This window comes from uncultured Chitinibacter sp. (genome assembly GCF_945957625.1).
Classification (GTDB): domain Bacteria; phylum Pseudomonadota; class Gammaproteobacteria; order Burkholderiales; family Chitinibacteraceae; genus Chitinibacter; species Chitinibacter tainanensis.
The window spans coordinates 174,047-192,133 of the sequence record NZ_CAMFLP010000004.1 but is presented as its reverse complement, the minus strand read 5'-3'; the positions used below and the strand labels follow the sequence as shown (position 1 = coordinate 192,133).

Genomic DNA, 18,087 nt, shown 5'->3' with positions numbered 1-18,087 from the left:
GGCAGGGAAAGGTTCCATGCGGTATTCATTTGACATGAAATGTATTTTTACTACGTAGCTTTAAACAAAACCACATTGTTTTTAGGCGTTTTTTCTTGGGGTGAAATGTAGTAAATTCGCACCCATATCTAAAAAAGGTGAAATAAATCTACATGCAGATGGATCCGGTAGTGCTCTTTTTCCTGCTCGGCCTGTTGGCCGGTTTGGCGAAGTCCGATTTAAAGCTGCCCAGCGCGCTGTACGACACCTTGTCGGTGTTTCTGCTGCTGGCCATCGGGATTAAAGGCGGGCTGGAGCTCGCAAAACAACCCTTTCTGCAAGTGCTGCCGCAGGCTTTGCTGGTGCTGGCGATGGGGTTTGTGATTCCGCTCTTGGTGTACCCGGTATTGCGGCTGAAATTTAGTCAGGTGGATGCCGCCAGTATGTCGGCCCATTATGGCTCGGTATCGGTGGTGACCTATGCCGTGGGCGTCGCCTATCTCTCGCGGCTGGGGGTGAGTCACGAATCACAAACCACATTGTTTCTGGTCTTGTTGGAAATGCCGGCGCTGATTGTCGGGGTGATTCTGGCGCGGCAGGGTGCGAATCAGGCCGGCAAAGGCAGTGGCCACGGCTGGGGCAAATTGCTGCATGAAGTACTGCTGGGCAAGAGTATTGTGCTGCTGATGGGCGGCTTGCTGATTGGCCTTTTGGCTGGCCCAGAAGGCATTAAGCCGCTGGATCGGCTGTATCTGGATTTATTCAAGCCCGTGCTGACCTTGTTCTTGCTCGAGATGGGCCTGGTGGTGGCAGGGAAATTTGGCGCGCTGCGCCAGCAAGGCTGGTTTATCCTGCTGGCCGGCATTGGCTTGCCGCTGTGCCTGAGCTGGATCGGCATTGGCGTGGGGCATTTGCTGGGCTTGTCGGTGGGCGGCGTAACCCTGCTGGCGCTGTTGGCCGCATCGGCCAGTTATATTGCCGCGCCAGCCGCCATGCGGATGGCCGTGCCGCAGGCCAACCCGGCGCTGTCGCTGGGCGCGGCGCTGGGGATTACCTTTCCATTTAACTTATTAATCGGCGTTCCGCTGTATTACCAATTTGCCCATTGGGTAGCCTAAGGAGTCATGATGCAGTTTCATTCTAAATCCATGCTGACCATCGTGACCGAAGCGCTGCTGGAAAATGATCTGGTTGAATTATTTGAGGCGCGCAAAATTCGCGGCTGGACCATCGTGGCGGCTCGCGGCAAGGGCGCTCACGGCGAAAAGCGCGGCAGCTTTGATGCTAACGAGAATATCCAGATCGAGCTGATCGCCAGTACCGCCACGGCCGAAGCCTTGGCCGAGGAAATCCAGCTGGAATACGGCCAGCACTACGCGCTGGTGCAGTGGCTGTCTGAGGTGCGCGTGCTGCGGGCGGATAAGTTTTAAATTTGCCTTGGGGTATTTCCTTCTAGCTCTTTTATTTAAAGGCTTGTAGAGCAATACCCCTTTACTTGATTGTTTGAGTTTGCTGCGCTCGGGTCGCTTCAGTGAGCTGTGGGCTGGGCGCTAGCGCAATGAGGCCCTGACCGTTAGGCTTAATTCCCGCTCCTGCCATCCCGATTGGCGCAAGCTATCAATCAGATAGTAATAATTACCGTGCATGCTAAGCGGGCATGTGATTGAATCAGTGAACTTCTTGCACCATTAGCACTCCCATGGTATGAGTGCTAATATTGCAGTAACCGAATGAATTTCATCAGGAGATCTAACCATGAGCACAGCCCTGGCGCTACCGACTCTAGCGGTCGGCGATAGTATCGAGCGCTATGTTCAGCGAGTTAACGCATTTCCGATGCTCACGCCGGAAGAAGAATACGATCTGGCTAGCCGCCATCAAGAGCAAAATGACCTCGAGGCAGCCCGCCAGCTCGTGCTCTCGCACTTGCGCGTGGTGGTGTCGATTGCCCGCGGTTATAGCGGTTATGGCCTGCCGCAAGCCGATCTGATTCAGGAAGGCAATATTGGCTTGATGAAAGCTGTGAAACGCTTCGAGCCCAGCCGTGGCGTGCGCCTGTACTCTTTTGCCGTGCACTGGATTAAAGCCGAGATTCACGAATACATCCTGCGCAATTGGCGTCTGGTGCGGGTAGCAACCACGAAAGCCCAACGCAAATTGTTTTTTAATCTGCGCTCGATGAAAAGCAGCTTTGCCGCGCTAACGCACAAGCAAGCGCAGGAAATCGCTGACGATTTGGGTGTGAAGCCCGAAGAAGTGCTCGAGATGGAAACCCGCATGAGCGGGCAAGATGTCGCGCTGGTCGCCGATGAAGGCGATGACGAAGGTTTTGCGCCGATCGACTGGCTGGCCGATCATCACAGCGAGCCGACTGCGGTGCTGGCGCGTCAGCATATGGATCGCCTGCAATCGACCGGCATTAGCGCCGCACTGGATACGCTGGATGAGCGTAGCCGCCGGATTATCGAGGCGCGCTGGCTCACCGATGAGGGCGAATCCTCTACGCTGCATGATTTGGCGGCTGAATTTAAAGTCTCGGCCGAGCGAATTCGCCAGATTGAAGCCAAAGCGCTGCAAAAAATGAAGCAGGCTTTGTTGCCAGCAACGGTATAAAGCGCATTTGAATCGATCGGCCGTCCGGCCGATGGTGTAACTAGGGAGCCCGCGGGCTCCCTTTGTTTTGTAAGCTTCATCACTTCAAGAAAATGCGTATTTTGCCGATAATTGGCTAAGTGCTTGAATTGATTTCATAATTTACATGAAGCTAACCTCTGCCTATGTGCGAAATCGCTTTTTCTCTGACATGTCAGTTAAGAAGTATGCCGATTTGCATCCTCATGACCAGCCATTGCCCCCTGATGATTTAAGCGGCGCAGCGGTGGGCGAGCTGTTGCCCAGTTCTGGTGGTTGGAACGGCATTGAGCGGCGTGCCGGCGAGCGCCGGCAGATTGAGCGCCGCCAACAGCGCGGCGCAACCCCGCTCGATACCCGCACCGAAGAGCGGCGGCGGCAAGGGCGGCGGCTGACCGATCGGCCGCAATGGGTCTTTATACCCTGTAAAATCTGACCCCGACTTAGTGCGACCAGAAGTGCAAGCCCAGTCCCAGGGTGGCGGCCACTAACAGCACGATGGCACTGGTGCGGGCGGTATGCCGAATGGCCGCGCGGTTGGGGCGGACGAAGTGACGCCACACCATCAGTACAATTAAACCGAGCAGCAAGAGCGAGAAAAGGCGACCGTTCATCGGGGAAAGCGCGTCCTAAATGTAAGAATAAGGGAAAACGAGGCGGTTTTTGGTAAGCTTGGTCAGAAGACAGGAACTTACTTAAAGTAATACTTTAACTTTTGAATGTTTCTTATTGATTTGATATGAAATGATTTTTTCTAAAAATTAAATCTAAATCATTGTATCAAAACAGAAAAACGCCCGACGCAACTTGTGTCGGGTTTTTTTTTCCTCTATAGTGGGGCGCAGTGGGAGAAAGTGGGTAAAAGTGCATTTTTCGGGCAGAAAACGCACGCTTAGTCACTCCGAGTGGTGATCAATTCCGGGCACATTGCGCAAGGCTATTTGTTCATGTTTGGTGGTGTTTCGTCTTTAAACCTCGACAGCAAAGGGCGGTTGGCCATTCCGGCTAAGCACCGTGACGCCCTGTTGTCGCGGGCTCAGGGCAAACTGGTGATCACCATCGAGCCGGCAGGTTGCTTGCTGATTTATCCGGAACCGGACTGGATTCCAGTGCGGGATCAGCTCAATCAACTCTCAGGCGTGCATATGCCAATTCGCCGTTTGATTGTCGGTCATGCGGAAGAGCTGGATATGGATGCGGCTGGACGGGTGTTGATTCCGCCCACATTACGGCAACGCGCTCAGCTGGATAAAAGCGTGGTGTTGGTGGGAATGGGTAGCAAATTTGAGTTGTGGGATGAGGCGAAATGGAATGCCGTGACCGATCAGGTTATGGCCATGGCGCCGCATGAGTTGGAAAGCAATATGCAAGGGATTGTGCTGTGAGCGAAGGCGCGGCAGGAAACTTCGTGCACCGCACGGTATTACTGCAAGAGGCAGTAGACGCACTGGCGATCAAGCCGGATGGCGTGTATGTCGATTGCACATTTGGTCGTGGTGGTCATTCGCGTTTGATTTTGTCGCGCTTGGGGCCGACGGGCCGGCTGATTGCGTTTGATAAAGATCCATATGCGATTGCCGAAGCGGCCACGATTAGCGATCCGCGTTTCACCATCGTGCACGAGGGCTACGTCACGCTGACTGAATCGCTGGCGCAACTGGGCGTCTCCCGCATCGATGGTCTGCTGATGGATTTGGGGGTTTCCTCGCCACAGCTGGATGACGGTGCCCGGGGGTTTAGCTTCCGGTTTGATGCTCCGCTTGATATGCGCATGGATACCACGCGGGGTATAACCGCGGCCGATTGGTTGAATACGGCCGATGAGAAAGACATTGCAGAGGTGGTAAAAGATTATGGCGAAGAACGGTTTGCTAGGCAGGTTGCAGCAGCGATTGTTGCGCGTAGGGCAGTCCAACCTTTTGCAACAACAGGCGAACTTGCCGCGGTCGTGGCAACGGCAGTCCGGACCCGTGAGCCGGGCCAGGACCCGGCGACGCGTACCTTCCAAGCTATACGGATTTACGTCAATCGCGAGCTTGAGGAGTTATCGCTAACGCTGCCGCAGGCGCTGGCGCTGCTTGCACCCGCCGGTCGGTTGTCGGTGATTGCCTTTCATTCGCTGGAAGACCGGATCGTGAAGCGCTTTATGCAGGATCAGGCCACGGCTGATCAGCTGCCCAGCCGTTTACCGGTGATGGCCAGCGAAATTGCGCCCGCGCCGCTGAAGGTCTTGGGCAAGCCCGTGCGGCCGTCGGCAGACGAGGTGAGCGCTAACCCGCGTGCGCGCAGTGCGATTCTGCGCATTGCCGAGCGCACCAGCGGGGCGCTGCGATGACCCGTTTGAATCTGTTTTTGCTCAGTATCTTGATTGTGTGTGCGATGGGGGTGATTACCAGCCAGCATAAAGCGCGCAAGTTGTATATCGAGCTGCAGAAACAAGATGCCCAAACTCGCAAACTGAATGTTGAATGGGGCCAGCTGCAGCTGGAACAAAGCACCTGGGCGATGCATTCACGGATTGAATCTGAAGCGGCAAACCGCCTGAGTATGCAGGTGGCACCGGCTAATCGCACCCAAGTCATTCTCGAACACGGGCAACAAGTCCAAAAACCGCAGGTGTCGGACTTGCCATGATGAAACAGGCCCGTCTGATGACCAGTGGTCGTCGCCAACCCAAATACGCGGTCAAGCCCAAATTAGAACGCTGGCGGGTGTGGTTTGTCCTCACCTGTCTGCTCGCCCTGTTTGCGACCCTCTTGGGTCGCAGTATTTATTTACAGGTCATGAATGAAGAGTTTCTGCAGGATCAGGGCGATGCACGCTATCGCCGGACGCTGAAACTCGAGCCTAATCGCGGCATGATCACCGATCGTAATGGCGAGCCATTGGCGATCTCGACGCCAGTGCAATCCATTTGGCTAAGCCCGCGCAATATGCGCGTATTGCCCGAAGGCGAAACGCGCCACAAAGAATGGAAGCAGGAAAGTGATGATGATCAGGTGCCAGTGTCACGTGCCGAGATCAAATCGCTGGCCGGCCTTTTGGGGCTCTCTTACGACGACTTGCTGGGCAAAGTCACCGTTACCCGCAAAAACAAAGAGGGCAAGGAAACTCGCCCCGATTTTCTGTGGGTGAAGCGGCATATTTCGCCGGCTGACGCCAAGCGGGTGCTGGCGCTGAATATTCCGGGCGTGTATTCGCAAACCGAATACCGCCGCTACTATCCGGCCGGTGAAGTGATGGCCCATGTGGTGGGCTTTACCAATCTGGATAGCAAAGGCCAGGAAGGCTTTGAGCTGACCAAAGACGCTATGCTGGCCGGCAAACCCGGCTCGCGCACAGTCATTCGCGATCGTCGCGGCTACATCGTTGAAGACGTCTCTACCATAGTGCCGCCGCAAGAAGGGCAAAATCTGCAGCTTTCGATCGACCGGCGGATTCAATATCTGGCCTATCGCGAGCTGAAAAATGCCGTGGATAACAGCAAGGCCGTGGGCGGCGCGATTGTGGTGCTGGATGCCCGCACCGGCGAAGTGCTGGCGATGGCCAATGCGCCGTCTTACAACCCCAATAGCCGCGCCCGTATCGATCCGGCCCACAAGCGCAATCGCGCGCTCACCGATCTGTATGAGCCCGGCTCGACCATGAAAGCCGTAACCGCGGCCATGGCGCTGAATGCTGGCAAGGTCAAACCCACCACCGTGCTCAATACCGATGGCGGGCGGATGACCATCGGCCCAGCCACCATTCGCGATGATCACCCCGGTGGCGCGATGACCATCGAACAGATCATCCAGAAATCATCCAACGTCGGCGCCGTGAAAATGGCGCTGATGATGGAGCGCGAGGAGATGTCGAATTTCCTGCATGACGTTGGCTTTGGCGAAAAACTCAATACCGGCTTCCCGGGCGAATCGCCAGGCCGGGTGCGGCCATGGAAAACCTGGCGCCCCATCGAGCAGGCCACCATGTCTTATGGCTACGGGGTATCGGTGACCGTGATGCAGATGGCGCGGGCGTATCAGATGTTTGCTGGCAATGGCGAAGTGCACCCAGTGACCTTTACCAAATTGGTGGCCCCGGCGCCGGGTAAGCAGGTCATTAGCGCTGAGACGGCCGCACAGGTGCGCAAGATGCTGGAAATGGTGACCTTGCCGGGTGGTACCGCCACCCGCGCCCAAGTGGTCGGCTACCGTGTGGGCGGTAAAACCGGTACGGCGAAAAAGCTGGTGAATGGGGTGTATTCCGACACCGCACGGGTGGGCTCGTTTGTCGGTTTGGCGCCGATTTCTAATCCACGCCTGATTGTGGCGGTGATGATCGACGAGCCGGCTTTTGAAATGCGTTATGGCGGTTTGGTGGCCGCGCCGGTGTTCAGTAATGTGGTGGCGGGCAGCCTGCGTTTGCTGGGTGTACCGCCGGATGCGCCGACCAACAATATCCTGCTACCAAGCGAAGAGCTGGAAATCAAGGAAGAAACATGAAACCTGCGAGCTGGACACTCCCTGCATATGATTTCGCCGCCATCGCCGCCTTGGTGAATGGCCGACCGCTGGTGACTGATAGCCGCAAGGTACAGACCGGTGATGTGTTTGTGGCCTATCAGGGTGAATACGCGGATGGCCGGCGCTACATCGCCAGCGCGCTCGCCAATGGCGCGGCGGCAGTGATCTGGGAAGCCGAAGGTTATCGGTGGGATGAAAGCTACCAAGTGCCCAATATCGCCGTGCCCGGTCTGCGTGATCAGGTGGGTATCTTGGTGGGGCGCTTATTAAATAATGACTTCAGCCAGATACCGGTGGTTGGTATCACTGGCACCAATGGCAAAACTTCCATTGCGAACTGGTTGGCACAGGCGTTTAATGCGCTGGGTGGCAAGGCCGGCGTGCTCGGTACACTGGGTAATGGTTTTGTCGGTGAATTGGAAAGCTCGACGCATACCACGCTCGACCCGGTTAGCCTGCAGCATTGGCTGGCGCGCTTTCAGCATGCCGGTGCGACCCAGGTGGCGATGGAAGTTTCTTCGCATGGATTGGTGCAGGCGCGCGCGCATGGCGTGCCGTTTCATACCGCGGTGTTTACCAATTTAACCCGCGATCATCTGGATTATCACGGCAGCATGCAGGCCTATGGCGCGGCCAAGGCCAAATTGTTTGAGTGGGACGGTTTGCAAGCTGCGGTGATCAATGCTGATGATCCGTTCGGGCGGGAACTGCTGGGCTTTACCAGCGCCAAAACGGTCTTTTCGTATGGCTTTTTTGCCGGCGATTTGCGCTGCACCCAGCTTGATTCTTCGCTGCAAGGGCTCACGCTAACGGTGCAAACCCCGCTGGGCGAAACGCAAATTCGCTCGCCAATGCTGGGCCGCTTTAATGCCAGCAATCTGCTGGCGTGCTTGGGCGTGCTGCTGGCGCAAGGCGTGGCCTTGGAGGCTGCCAGTGCCGCGCTGGGCGCGGTGCAGCCGGCGGCGGGGCGGATGCAGCGGCTGGGTGGTGATGGCCTGCCGCTGGTGGTGGTGGATTACGCCCATACCCCTGATGCGCTGGAAAAAGTGCTGATGACGCTGCGCGAAGCCATGCCAACAGGGGCGCGGCTGTATTGCGTGTTTGGCTGCGGCGGTGACCGCGATAGCGGCAAACGCCCGCTGATGGGCGAGATTGCCTGCCGGCTGGCCGATTCAGTGGTGATTACCAGTGACAATCCGCGCAGCGAAACCCCGAAAGCGATTATTCAGGACATCGTTGCTGGCGTGTCGGGGGTGCCGGGCACGGGCCATGCCAATTACGCGATTGAATCTGACCGCGCCGCGGCGATTGCCGACGCGATCGAGATGGCGCATGCCAATGATGTGATTCTGATCGCCGGCAAAGGGCACGAAAACTATCAGGAAATTCAGGGCCAGCGTTACCACTTCGATGATGTGGAACAGGCTCAAAAAGCGCTGTTAAGGAAAAAGAAGTAATGATGTTGAGTTTGCGGGAAGCCGCGCAAGCGCTTCAGGCCCAACTGCAGGTCAGCGATGCTGAGCTGCAATTTAGTCGCGTCACGACCGACAGTCGTGATGTGCGACCGGGCGATCTGTTTGTCGCGCTCAAGGGCGAGCGTTTTGACGCTCATGATTTTGTCGCCGGTGCTCTGGCGCAAGGCGCCGTGGCCGCGCTGGTGGAGCAGCCGGGTGCAGGCAATCGCCTGCAAGTAGCGGATACGCTGGCCGCGTTGGGGCAGCTGGCAGCCTATTGGCGGCGCCAGCATGCGGCGATTCCGCTAGTGGGTGTCACCGGCAGTAATGGCAAAACCAGTGTGAAAGAAATGCTGGCGTCGATTTTTGCCGTTGCCGCAGGCGGTAGCGAGTATGTACACGCCACCCAAGGCAATCTGAATAACCATATTGGTTTGCCACTGACCGTGCTGGGTATTCGAGCCCAGCATCGCTATGTGGTGGCCGAAATGGGGATGAATCATTTTGGCGAAATCGATTACCTCACCCATATTGCCCAGCCCGATGTGGCGCTGGTGAATAACGCAGGCGCAGCGCATCTGGAAGCGCTGGGCTCGGTGGAAGGCGTGGCGCGGGCGAAGGGCGAGATTTTTGCCGGGCTGGTGACGCGCGGGGTAGCGGTGATTAACGCCGATGACCCGCATGCCCCGCTGTGGCAGCAATTGGCTGGCGCGCAAACGCAGCTCACCTTTGGTCTTGCGGGCGATATCCGGGCTCACGCTGTGCAGCTGGCCGCCACGGGCAGCCAGTTCGAATTGCAGACCCCTGCGGGCACCGCAGCGGTGAATCTGGCCGTGCCGGGTGAACACAATGTGCGCAATGCCTTGGCGGCAGCTGCCGCAGCTCATGCCTGCGGCGTGAGCGTGGCGCAGATTGCGCAGGGCTTGTGCCAGTGGCAGGGCGTGAAAGGCCGCCTGCAAGCCAAGCAGGCCTTTAATGGCGCCGCGGTGCTGGATGACACCTACAACGCCAATCCCGATTCGATGAAAGCGGCGGTGAATGTGCTGGCCGCGATCGGGGCGCAAGGCCGCCCCACCTTGCTGATCTTGGGCGATATGGGCGAAGTGGGCGCAGATGCGCCGGAACGCCACGCCGAGATCGGGGGGTATGCGCGTGAAAATGGTATTCAGCAATTGATTGCAGTGGGTACCCATATGCAGTATGCGGTAGCGGCCTTTGGCGCCGGCGCGCAGCATTGTGCTGATCACGCTAGCGCCATCGCCGCCGCCCGCGCGCTGCTCACGCCAGAGACGCAAGTGCTGGTCAAAGGGTCGCGCTTTATGCGCATGGAAACGGTCGTGGCCGGTTTGGCGCACGAGCAAGCATCAACGGAAGGAGCTTAAGTCATGTTGCTTATTCTCACGCAATGGCTGGGCGAATCGATCCGGGCCTTTAATGTATTCAACTACCTCACGCTGCGCGCGGTGCTGGCCACCATCACGGCGTTGGGCATCTCCTGGGTGCTGGGGCCGTATGTGATCCGCAAGCTCACCGAGCTGAAAGTGGGGCAGGCCGTGCGCGATGATGGCCCGCAAACCCACTTGGTGAAGGCCGGTACCCCCACCATGGGCGGTACGCTGATTCTGCTCTCGATCGGGCTGACCACCTTGCTGTGGGCCGATCTGAAAAACCCGTATGTCTGGTTGGTGCTGATTGTCACCCTGAGTACCGGGGTGATTGGCTTTGTGGATGATTACAAAAAAGTCGCACTGAAAAACCCGAAAGGCCTGTCGGCCAAGGCCAAGATGATTGGCCAATCGGCGATTGCCATTGGTGCGGCGCTGTTTCTGGTGAACGTGGGCCCGGATGCATCCAACACCGGCTTTATCATCCCGTTTTACAAAGAAATCATCTATCCATTTGGTGCGCTGGGTTTTTGCGTGCTGACTTATTTCGTGATCGTTGGTACCAGTAATGCGGTGAATCTGACCGATGGCCTGGATGGTCTGGCGATTATGCCGACCGTGCTGGTCGCAGGGGCGTTCTGCATCTTTGCCTATGTGGCCGGTAATGCCAAATTTGCCACCTATCTGGGCGTGCCGCATGTGGTGGGCGCGGGCGAATTGATTGTCTTCTGCGCGGCCATGGTCGGTGCGGGCTTGGGCTTTTTGTGGTTCAACGCCTATCCGGCCGAAGTGTTTATGGGCGATGTGGGCGCGCTGGCGCTGGGTGCTGGCTTAGGCACTGTGGCGGTGATCGTGCGCCAGGAAATCGTGCTGCTGATTATGGGCGGCGTGTTTGTGGTGGAGGCGCTGTCGGTGATGATTCAGGTCGCCAGCTTCAAGATGACGGGAAAACGGGTGTTCCGCATGGCGCCACTGCACCATCACTACGAACTCAAAGGCTGGAAGGAAACCCAGGTGGTGGTGCGCTTCTGGATTATCACCATGCTGCTGGTGTTGGTCGGTCTGGCCACGCTGAAACTGCGCTGAGGCAAAGATGACGCTCGATCAATTGCACAATCAACATTGCATCGTGGTGGGGCTGGGCGATACCGGCCTGGCGACCGCGCGTTGGCTGGCCAGTAAAGGCGCCCGGGTGACGGTGGCCGATTCACGCGCCACCCCACCCAATCTGGAACATCTGCGCACCGCCTTGCCAGAGGTGGCAGTGCGCTTGGGCGCTTTTCATGCCGACACGTTTGCCGACGCCGATGTGCTGATTACCAGCCCGGGCGTGCCACTGGCCACGCCTGAAGTGGCGGCCGCACTGGCGCGCGGGGTTCCGGTGCTGGGCGATGTCGAATTGCTGGCGCTGGCTTTGCAAGGCCAGCCGGGCAAAGTGATTGCCATTACCGGCTCGAACGGTAAATCCACCGTCACCACCATGGTGGCGCAAATGTGCGAGGCCAGCGGCCTGCGCACGGTGATGGCCGGCAATATTGGCGTACCGGTGCTGTCGGCACTGGCCGAATGGGAAGCTCGTGGCGAATGGCCCGATGCCTGGGTGCTGGAGCTATCGAGCTTTCAGCTGGAAACCACCTATTCGCTGCGCCCAGCGGCGGCCACGGTGCTGAATGTGTCGGAAGACCACCTGGATCGCTATGCCGGCATGAAAGAATACGCCGCCACCAAGGCGCGGATTTTTGAAGGCCTGGGCGTGCAAGTGCTGAATCGTGAAGATGGCTATTGCCGGGGTATGGCACGTCAAAGCCGCGATGTGATTTGGTTTGGGGCCGATACCCCCCGTAATGACAGCGAATATGGTCTGGTGGAAATCGCCGGTGACTTTAGCCTGCGTTGTGGCGAGTTTGAATTGCTGCGCGCCAGCGAATTGCCGGTGGCCGGTTTGCACAATGCCGTGAATGCCTTGGCGGCCATTGCCCTGTGCCGTGCAGCCGGTATGGCCACAGACCCGCTGGTGGCCGCGCTGAAAGCCTTTAAAGGCCTGCCGCACCGGGTGGAATTTGTGGCCGAAGTGGCTGGCGTGAAGTATTACGACGACTCGAAAGGCACCAATGTGGGCGCTACCGAGGCCGCACTCAAAGGTATGACCCAGCCAGTGGTGCTGATTGCCGGTGGCGATGGCAAAGGGCAGGATTTCCGCCCGCTAGTGCCTGCGTGCGAGCGGATCTGCCGCGCCGTATTGCTGATTGGCCGCGATGGCCCGCAAATTGCCGAAACCCTGAACGAAGCCCGTTCGGCCTTCCTGCCCGACGATGAGGATAATTTCCTGCCAGTGCTGCAGCTGCCCTCACTGGAAATGGCGGTGATGATGGCCAGCAATATCGCCGAAGCCGGTGATGTGGTGCTGCTGTCGCCTGCGTGCGCCAGCTTGGATATGTTCCGTAACTACCATCACCGCGCCGAGGTGTTTATCGCCGCCGTGAAAGGGCTGGAGCAGCACTAATGCGCCAGATTTTCTATCAGGCCATGCGCCGCATGAAACCCACCATGAGCAGCTACGATCAGGCGCTGTTCTGGACGGTATTGCTGCTGCTGTCGATTGGCCTGGTGATGGTGTATTCGGCCTCGATTGCGATGGCCGAGGTGGATAAAGACACCGGTTTTCGCTCGCATTATTTCCTCGTGCGGCACGCGATTTTCCTGTTTGTTGGCGGTTGTGCGGCGCTGGTGGCGTTTAATATCCCGACCGAAAAATGGCGGCAATGGGCACCATCGCTATTTATTGTGGGCACGATTTTACTGGTGTTGGTGCTGATTCCGGGCATTGGCCGTGAGGTTAACGGTAGCCGGCGCTGGCTGAGCCTGGGTCTGATCAATCTGCAGCCATCCGAGCTGATGAAGTTTTTTGCCGTGCTATATGCCGCCGATTACACCGTGCGCAAAGCCAATAGCATGGAAGCCAAGCTGGGCGAGAGTATTAGCAAAGTGTTGCTGCCCATGGCCTTGGTGATGGCGGTGGTGGGGGGCTTGCTGCTGCTGGAGCCGGATTTTGGCGCGTTTACCGTGATCACCGCGATTGCGATGGGTGCCTTGTTTCTTGGCGGTTTTAACTGGCGGCTGTTTCTGGGGCTGATTGTCTTTCTGGGCGTGGCCTTTGTCGGGCTGATTGCCTCAAGCCCGTATCGGCGCGCGCGGGTGCTGGGTTTTCTAGATCCGTGGCAAGACCCGTATGGCAAGGGCTATCAGCTGAGCCACTCACTGATCGCGTTTGGGCGCGGCGAATGGCATGGCGTGGGTCTGGGCGGCAGTGTGGAAAAACTGTCGTACCTGCCGGAAGCACACACCGACTTTTTGATGGCGATTATTGCAGAAGAATTTGGCCTCATGGGCGTGGCGGTGGTGATTTGCCTGTTTGCCTTTCTGGTGTTCCGCACCTTTGCGATTGGCGTGCAGGCTACCAAGCTTGAGCGGCATTGGCATGCGCTGGTGGCACAGGGAGTTGGGATCTGGATTGGCTTTCAGTCGTTTATCAATATGGGCGTGAATATGGGCCTGATGCCCACCAAGGGGCTGACCTTGCCGCTGTTGTCGTTCGGGGGCTCTGGCATTGTGGCCAATCTGCTGGCCTTGGGGCTGGTGATGCGGATCGATTATGAAAACCGGCAGCAAATCCGGGGGTATCGCGTATGAGCACCTGGATTATGCTCGCGCTTTGCGCTCTGTTTTTCTGGCTTGCTTGGCAAAGTCGCCGCCGTCGCCAAGGTGCAGAGGCTAAAAATGTGCCTGCGTCGCAGCGCCCAGTGGCCGCTAGAACCTTGCTCGTGATGGCCGGTGGTACCGGTGGGCATATTTTCCCCGCGCTGGCAGTCGCCAATGCGCTGCGCGACAAAGGCTGGGATGTGGTTTGGCTCGGGGCTGCCGGCGCGATGGAAACGCGGGTGGTGCCACAGCACGGAATTGATTTGGTGACGTTGCAAATCACCGGGGTGCGCGGCAAGGGTTGGCTGAAAAAGCTGGTGCAGCCGTGGGTGCAGCTGAAAGCGATTTATAGCGCGCTGGATCTCATTTTCCGCCGCCGCCCCGATGTAGCGGTCGGGTTTGGCGGATTTACGGGTTTTCCGGGCGGCGTGGCAATGCGGCTGTGCTGGTTACCGCTAGTGATTCACGAGCAAAACTCGGTGGCCGGGCTCACCAACAAGGTGCTGGCCAAAATTGCGAATCGGGTGCTGTTTGCTTTCCCGAGCGCGTTTCCTGGTCGCGAGGGCTGCATTGGCAACCCAATTCGACCCGAGCTACAGCAAGTGGCCTTGCCTGCTGCGCGTTTTGCCGGGCGAACTGGGCCGCTAAAAGTCTTGGTGGTCGGCGGCAGTCTGGGGGCGCAGGTATTTAACGAAGAAGTGCCCAAGGCGCTGGCGCTGCTGGCGCCGGATCAGCGCCCGCACGTGATTCACCAGGCCGGCGAAAAGCATATTGATGCGCTGCGGGCCAATTATGCTGCCGCCGGGGTGACGGCGGAGTGTGTGGCCTTTATCGCCGATATGGCGAATGCCTATGCCGAGGCTGATCTGGTGTTGTGCCGCGCGGGGGCGCTGACGGTGTCTGAGCTGGCGAGTGTGGGTGCCGCGGCGATTTTGGTGCCATTCCCGCATGCGGTGGATGACCACCAGACGGGGAATGCCCGCTATCTGAGTGCGCAAGATGCCGGCATTTTGTTGCCACAACAGGAATTGAACGCCGCGAAATTGGCGGATTGGTTTAGTCGACTGGATCGCGGTGCCTGCCAGCAAATGGCTGAGCGGGCACGGGCGCTGGCCCAGCCGGATGCGACGGCCAAAGTGGTGGCCGCCATTGAGGAATTAGCCGGATAGGAGTATGGGGTAGTGCCTTGAAAGGTATATAATTCTTGCCTTTCGGGCGTATACCCTAAGAAAAGATGAAACATAAAGTTAAACGAATTCATTTTGTCGGGATTGGCGGCGTCGGTATGAGTGGGATTGCCGAGGTTTTGCTCAATCTGGGCTTTGAGGTCAGCGGCTCTGACCTCGGTAGCAACGCGACCACCCAACGTCTGGCGGCGGCCGGTGCTGAAGTGCATCAAGGGCATGCGGCTGAGTTTGTCGCCCATGCCGATGTGGTGGTGATTTCCAGCGCGGTGAAAGACGACAATCCGGAAGTGGTGGAAGCGCGTGCGCGGCAGATTCCAGTGGTGCCGCGCGCCATGATGTTGGCCGAGTTGATGCGCCTGAAGCAGGGGATTGCGATTGCCGGCACCCACGGTAAAACCACCACCACTAGCCTGAGTGCCAGTGTGCTGGAAGCGGCCGGCTTAGATCCGACCTTTGTCATCGGCGGCAAACTGCACGCTGCGGGCTCGAATGCCCGTTTGGGGCATGGCGATTTTCTGGTGGCCGAAGCGGACGAAAGCGATGCGTCTTTCCTGCTGCTAACCCCGGTGATTTCTGTGGTGACCAATATCGATGCCGACCATATGGATACCTATGGCCATGATTTCGAAAAACTGAAGCAGGCGTTTATCGATTTCCTGCATCACCTGCCGTTTTATGGTCGCGCGATTTTGTGTATTGATGATCCGCATGTGCGCTCGATTCTGCCGAAAGTCACCAGCCCGATTACCACCTATGGCACTTCGGCCGATGCCATGTTGCGCGCCGAAAATATCGTGGCCGCGCATGGGCAGATGAAATTTGATGCGGTTTGGCAAAACGGCGAAACCCGTCGTCTGGCCGTCACGCTGAATATGCCGGGCATGCACAATGTGCTGAATGCACTGGCCGCGATTGCCATCGGGATTGAAGTTGGCGCCGATGAAGCGGCGATTGTGGCTGCGCTGGAGAAATTCCAGGGCGTGGGTCGGCGCTTCCAGCGCTATGGCGAAATCGCCCTGGCCAGTGGCGGCCGCTTTACCTTGGTGGACGATTATGGCCATCACCCGGTGGAAATGGCGGCGACTTTGGCTGCGGCCCGCGGCGCGTTTCCCGGCCGCCGTTTGCTGCTGGCTTTCCAGCCCCACCGCTACACCCGCACGCGTGATTGTTTTGAAGACTTTGTGAAAGTGCTCAACACCGTTGACGGCTTGTTGCTGGCTGAAGTGTATGCCGCCGGGGAAACCCCGATTGTGGCCGCCGATGGCCGTTCGCTGGCGCGGGCGGTGCGTGTAGCCGGCAAGATTGAACCGGTATTCGTGGAAAACATTGCCGAGATGCCGGCGGCAATCCTTGCCGCTGCCCGCGATGGGGACGTGATTGTGACGATGGGGGCCGGCTCGATCGGCAACACCCCAAAACTGTTGAGCGAGCAGAAGGCATGAAAGAATTTGGCAAAGTAGCCGTCGTGATGGGTGGTAGCTCTAGCGAGCGTGAAGTGTCGTTGATGAGCGGGCAGGGGGTCTTGGCCGCGCTGCAGGCGCAAGGCGTGGATGCGCATGCGTTTGATCCGGCAGAAAAACCGCTGTCGGCACTGAAAGACGAGGGCTTTGCACGCGCATTTCTGATTTTGCATGGTGGCCAGGGCGAAGATGGCACGATTCAGGGTGCACTGGAGTTTATGGGGATTCCCTACACCGGTTGCGGCGTGATGGCCTCGGCGATCGGGATGGACAAATGGCGCACCAAGCTGATGTGGCAAGCTGCGGGCTTACCTGTGCCGGCGTATGAGCTGCTGGCCGCGGATAGCGATTTTGCTGCCGTGGTGGCGCGCTTGGGCCTGCCTTTGTTTGTGAAGCCCGCCAATGGCGGCTCTAGCGTGGGTGTGACCAAGTGCAAGAGCGTGGCTGATGTGGCGGCCGCTTATCAGGCAGCGGCGCAATACGATCCGCTGGTCTTGGCCGAAAAGGCGGTGCTGGGCGGGGAGTTTTCTTGCGCGGTGCTGGATGGCCAGGCCTTGGCGACGGTCAAAATTCAGCCTGCAACCGAGTTTTACGACTACGACGCGAAATACTATCGCGACGATACCGTTTACACCTGCCCAGGTTTGGTGGGTGAGCAGGAGCAAACTGCCCGCCATCTGGCCGAGCAAGCCTATCGCGTACTGGGCGCAGATGGCTGGGCGCGGATTGATTTTCTGCAAGATGAAGCGGGCGAGATCTTCCTGCTGGAGCCAAATACCGCGCCGGGTATGACCAGTCATAGTCTGTTCCCGATGTGTGCTCGCGAAGCGGGAATGAGCTATGAGGCCTTGGTATTGCGGGTGTTGGCCACCACGCTGGAGTCGCGTTAAGCCATGAACCAGCACCGTAACCTCGTTTGGCAGCGCTACGCTGGCGGCACTGTGTGCTGCGGTTGGCGGGCGCGTGCGCCGGAGGTGGCGGATGTGGAATAAACCGCAGTTGATGATGTGGGTGGCCAATTTATTAACGGCGCTCGCCTTGTTGTTACTGTTTTACTCGCTGCTGTTTTTGGCGGTGCATTCGCCCTTATTTCCGATTCGGCAAATTAAAGTCGATGGTGATTTGGCGCACACCACCCGCGAGCAATTGCAATACGTGATTAAAAACGAATTGAAAGGCACGTTTTTTACGCTGGATTTGCTTAAAACCCGGCAGGATTTTGAAAAGCTGCCGTGGGTGCGACGGGTTGAGGTGCGCCGCCGCTGGCCCGACAAACTGGAAGTCAATATCGAAGAGCATCGTGCAATTGCGCGCTGGGGTAATTCGGCATTGCTGAATCAGCATGGCGAGCGCTTTGATGCCGCAAGTAATGAAAGTCTGCCCATTCTGGAAGGCCCGGAGGGCACCGAGCGGGTGATGGTGGAAGGTTTGCAGCGGCTGACGGAAGTATTGGCGCCGCTGAATCGTAAGCCGACCCAATTGTGGTTATCCGAGCGCCGCGCTTGGCGCTTTGAGTTGGATAAACAGTTAATGGTTGAAGTAGGCCGCGAAGAGCCAATTGAACGGGTAGAGCGTTTTGTGAAGGCGTACCCCAATTCATTGGCCCTGTTGCAGCAGCCATTTGATTATGTGGATTTACGCTATCCGAATGGCTTTGCGGTGAAACTGCCGCAATTTGTTCCGGTAGAGAAAAGTACTGTGGCAAAACCACCCGTTGCAGCAAAACCAAAAGCACTTAAAGCTTCGGCATGATTTATGCTTTTGGTTTGGTAAAAGCAAATAGAAAG

General features: G+C 57.7%; 18 protein-coding genes. 17 read left to right on the top strand and 1 reads right to left on the bottom strand.

All coding sequences use genetic code 11. The features are described from left to right. Positions 1-152: 152 nt before the first annotated feature. The 4 genes from QV747_RS07595 (at position 153) to QV747_RS07580 (ending at position 3,046) form a co-directional block, all read left to right on the top strand. Positions 153-1,097, top strand: a complete 945-nt coding sequence (locus QV747_RS07595; RefSeq protein WP_028450246.1) for a sodium-dependent bicarbonate transport family permease — start codon at positions 153-155, stop codon at positions 1,095-1,097. A gap of 9 nt (positions 1,098-1,106) precedes the next feature. Further along, positions 1,107-1,409 (top strand): P-II family nitrogen regulator, encoded by a 303-nt coding sequence (locus QV747_RS07590; RefSeq protein ID WP_028450245.1) that lies wholly within the window; start codon positions 1,107-1,109, stop codon positions 1,407-1,409. 325 nt (positions 1,410-1,734) lie between these two features. Next, positions 1,735-2,592, top strand: coding sequence for an RNA polymerase sigma factor RpoH (gene rpoH / locus QV747_RS07585; RefSeq protein ID WP_047394953.1), 858 nt, complete (start codon positions 1,735-1,737; stop codon positions 2,590-2,592). 145 nt (positions 2,593-2,737) lie between these two features. Continuing rightward, on the top strand, positions 2,738-3,046 hold the full coding sequence (locus QV747_RS07580) for a hypothetical protein (RefSeq protein WP_047394956.1): 309 nt from the start codon (positions 2,738-2,740) through the stop codon (positions 3,044-3,046). A 7-nt stretch (positions 3,047-3,053) separates the two neighbouring features. Here QV747_RS07580 and QV747_RS07575 read toward each other — a convergent pair whose 3' ends face one another. Further along, positions 3,054-3,224, bottom strand: coding sequence for a hypothetical protein (locus tag QV747_RS07575; RefSeq protein WP_156129047.1), 171 nt, complete (start codon positions 3,222-3,224; stop codon positions 3,054-3,056). A 333-nt stretch (positions 3,225-3,557) separates the two neighbouring features. Here QV747_RS07575 and mraZ point away from each other — a divergent pair, with 333 nt between their 5' ends. From mraZ to QV747_RS07510, 13 genes are all read left to right on the top strand, one after another. Next, positions 3,558-3,995 (top strand): division/cell wall cluster transcriptional repressor MraZ, encoded by a 438-nt coding sequence (gene mraZ / locus QV747_RS07570; RefSeq protein WP_028450242.1) that lies wholly within the window; start codon positions 3,558-3,560, stop codon positions 3,993-3,995. After that, the gene (gene rsmH, locus QV747_RS07565; protein ID WP_273430153.1) at positions 3,992-4,945 is read left to right on the top strand and encodes a 16S rRNA (cytosine(1402)-N(4))-methyltransferase RsmH; all 954 of its coding nucleotides are present in this window, start codon (positions 3,992-3,994) and stop codon (positions 4,943-4,945) included. The genes mraZ and rsmH overlap by 4 nt, the downstream gene beginning before the upstream one ends. Then, complete coding sequence (ftsL, locus tag QV747_RS07560) at positions 4,942-5,244, top strand: cell division protein FtsL (RefSeq protein WP_028450240.1); 303 nt, start codon at positions 4,942-4,944, stop codon at positions 5,242-5,244. Before rsmH ends, ftsL begins: the two co-directional genes overlap by 4 nt. Continuing rightward, positions 5,241-7,094, top strand: coding sequence for a penicillin-binding protein 2 (locus QV747_RS07555; RefSeq protein ID WP_231550531.1), 1,854 nt, complete (start codon positions 5,241-5,243; stop codon positions 7,092-7,094). Before ftsL ends, QV747_RS07555 begins: the two co-directional genes overlap by 4 nt. Further along, positions 7,091-8,572, top strand: a complete 1,482-nt coding sequence (locus QV747_RS07550) for a UDP-N-acetylmuramoyl-L-alanyl-D-glutamate--2,6-diaminopimelate ligase (protein ID WP_273430151.1) — start codon at positions 7,091-7,093, stop codon at positions 8,570-8,572. Before QV747_RS07555 ends, QV747_RS07550 begins: the two co-directional genes overlap by 4 nt. Further along, on the top strand, positions 8,572-9,951 hold the full coding sequence (gene murF, locus QV747_RS07545; protein WP_308445255.1) for a UDP-N-acetylmuramoyl-tripeptide--D-alanyl-D-alanine ligase: 1,380 nt from the start codon (positions 8,572-8,574) through the stop codon (positions 9,949-9,951). Before QV747_RS07550 ends, murF begins: the two co-directional genes overlap by 1 nt. 3 nt (positions 9,952-9,954) lie before the next feature. After that, positions 9,955-11,040 (top strand): phospho-N-acetylmuramoyl-pentapeptide-transferase, encoded by a 1,086-nt coding sequence (mraY, locus tag QV747_RS07540; protein WP_028450236.1) that lies wholly within the window; start codon positions 9,955-9,957, stop codon positions 11,038-11,040. Positions 11,041-11,047: 7 nt separating this feature from the next. Continuing rightward, positions 11,048-12,457, top strand: a complete 1,410-nt coding sequence (gene murD, locus QV747_RS07535; RefSeq protein ID WP_273430150.1) for a UDP-N-acetylmuramoyl-L-alanine--D-glutamate ligase — start codon at positions 11,048-11,050, stop codon at positions 12,455-12,457. Then, positions 12,457-13,644: a putative lipid II flippase FtsW gene (gene ftsW / locus QV747_RS07530; RefSeq protein ID WP_081986629.1), complete on the top strand. Its 1,188-nt coding sequence runs from the start codon at positions 12,457-12,459 to the stop codon at positions 13,642-13,644. The genes murD and ftsW overlap by 1 nt, the downstream gene beginning before the upstream one ends. A 110-nt stretch (positions 13,645-13,754) precedes the next feature. Next, a complete protein-coding gene (gene murG / locus QV747_RS07525) occupies positions 13,755-14,822 on the top strand; it encodes an undecaprenyldiphospho-muramoylpentapeptide beta-N-acetylglucosaminyltransferase (RefSeq protein WP_273430210.1) in 1,068 nt (355 codons plus the stop codon). 65 nt (positions 14,823-14,887) lie between these two features. Continuing rightward, the gene (gene murC / locus QV747_RS07520) at positions 14,888-16,282 is read left to right on the top strand and encodes a UDP-N-acetylmuramate--L-alanine ligase (RefSeq protein WP_273430149.1); all 1,395 of its coding nucleotides are present in this window, start codon (positions 14,888-14,890) and stop codon (positions 16,280-16,282) included. Next, positions 16,279-17,190, top strand: coding sequence for a D-alanine--D-alanine ligase (locus QV747_RS07515; RefSeq protein WP_273430148.1), 912 nt, complete (start codon positions 16,279-16,281; stop codon positions 17,188-17,190). Before murC ends, QV747_RS07515 begins: the two co-directional genes overlap by 4 nt. A 91-nt stretch (positions 17,191-17,281) precedes the next feature. Beyond that, on the top strand, positions 17,282-18,052 hold the full coding sequence (locus QV747_RS07510) for a cell division protein FtsQ/DivIB (RefSeq protein ID WP_028450230.1): 771 nt from the start codon (positions 17,282-17,284) through the stop codon (positions 18,050-18,052). Positions 18,053-18,087: the final 35 nt, after the last annotated feature.